Genomic DNA, 1408 nt, shown 5'->3' on the forward strand with positions numbered 1-1408 from the left:
GTTCTGCGGCGGCGGGGCCTCTCCCGTACGCGGGCCTGCCGGGTGTGCGGGATTCTCCGGTACGCGGAACCTTCCGGTGCGCGGGCCCTGCCCGTACCCGGAACCCTCCGGTACGCGGCCCACGGGCCGCCCCTCCGCCCCTTCAGCGGCCGGGCAGCAGGTCCTTGAGCGCACCGCCGCTGGTCAGCGGAGAGGTGAGCAGGGCCGTGGAGACCGGCTTGAAGTCGGCGACCTGGGTGCCGACCGCGTTGTCGAGCGGGTCGACCCCGGTCTTGGCCAGCGGGTCGAGCTGGAGGCTGGTCACCGGCGCGGTGGCGTACCCGAGCGCACCGGTCAGGACGCGGACCGGCGAAGGACCGAGGCTGCCGAGGGCCGCGGTGGGGCCGCTCAAAGGGGTGGCCGCAGGCGTGGCGGCCTGGGCGGCCGCACCGCCCATACCGAGCGCCGCCCCGGCCACGGTGACGGTGAGACCGATACGGAGCAGGGAGTTCCGCCGGGGTGAGGGAGCTGCATGTGTTGCCATGGGATTCCTGACTCGCAGAGTAAGCGGATGCGCACAAAGAGTAGTTGCTGAGCGCTGTCCGCTCCAAAGACCGCGACAACCTCACTCCTGGGAGTGGTCAGGACCGCCCGATGCGGGAGAATGTCCTCCCGTGAGTTCCTCCCAGCCCATACCGGCCCGCGTCGTCCTGCTCGCGGGCCCCTCCGGATCCGGCAAGTCGTCTCTCGCGGAGCGCGCGGACCTGCCCGTGCTGCGCCTGGACGACTTCTACAAGGAGGCAGGCGACCCGACACTGCCGCAGGTCCCCGGCAGCCCCGACATCGACTGGGACTCACCGCTGTCCTGGGACGCGGACGCGGCGGTCACCGCGGTCCAGGAGCTGTGCCGGACCGGCCGTACGACCGTGCCGGTGTACGACATCGCCGCCAGTGCCCGCACCGGCCACGAGGCCCTGGACATCGGCCCGGCGGCCGTCTTCATCGCGGAAGGCATCTTCGCCGCCGACATCGTGCGGCGGTGCGAGGAGCTGGGTCTGCTGGCGGACGCGCTCTGTCTGCGCGGGCGGCCCTCCACCACGTTCCGGCGGCGGCTGATGCGGGATCTGCGCGAGGGGCGGAAGTCCGTTCCGTTCCTGCTGCGGCGGGGGTGGCGGCTGATGCGGGCCGAACGGGGCATCGTGGCACGGCAGACGGGTCTGGGCGCGTACCCGTGCGACAAGCGGGAGGCGTTGGGCCGGCTGGCGGCGGCCGGTGCGCCGTCCGGGGCCACGGGTCCGGCCGCCCGGCAGGCGGATGCGGCCCGGCCGTCCCCTGCCGCCCCCCAGGTGTGTGAGGCGCGGGACCGGCACGTCCCATCGGGGCTCCCCGCCCACCCGATCCCCCACCCGCCGAATGCCACAAAGGCCAG

General features: G+C 73.6%; 1 protein-coding gene and 1 pseudogene. One reads left to right on the forward strand and one right to left on the reverse strand.

Features of this window, described 5'->3' with window-relative positions:
• Nucleotides 1–142 precede the first annotated feature (142 nt).
• On the reverse strand, nt 143–523 hold the full coding sequence (locus ACFXBC_RS35080; RefSeq protein ID WP_385034196.1) for a hypothetical protein: 381 nt from the start codon (nt 521–523) through the stop codon (nt 143–145).
• Here ACFXBC_RS35080 and ACFXBC_RS35085 point away from each other — a divergent pair.
• Nucleotides 522–1256, forward strand: a pseudogene (locus ACFXBC_RS35085) (uridine kinase); the annotation flags it as partial. The gene ACFXBC_RS35080 and the pseudogene ACFXBC_RS35085 sit on opposite strands and share 2 nt — an antisense overlap.
• Nucleotides 1257–1408 lie beyond the last annotated feature (152 nt).

Origin of the sequence: Streptomyces sp. NPDC059398 (assembly GCF_042751845.1) — a bacterium.
GTDB lineage: Bacteria > Actinomycetota > Actinomycetes > Streptomycetales > Streptomycetaceae > Streptomyces.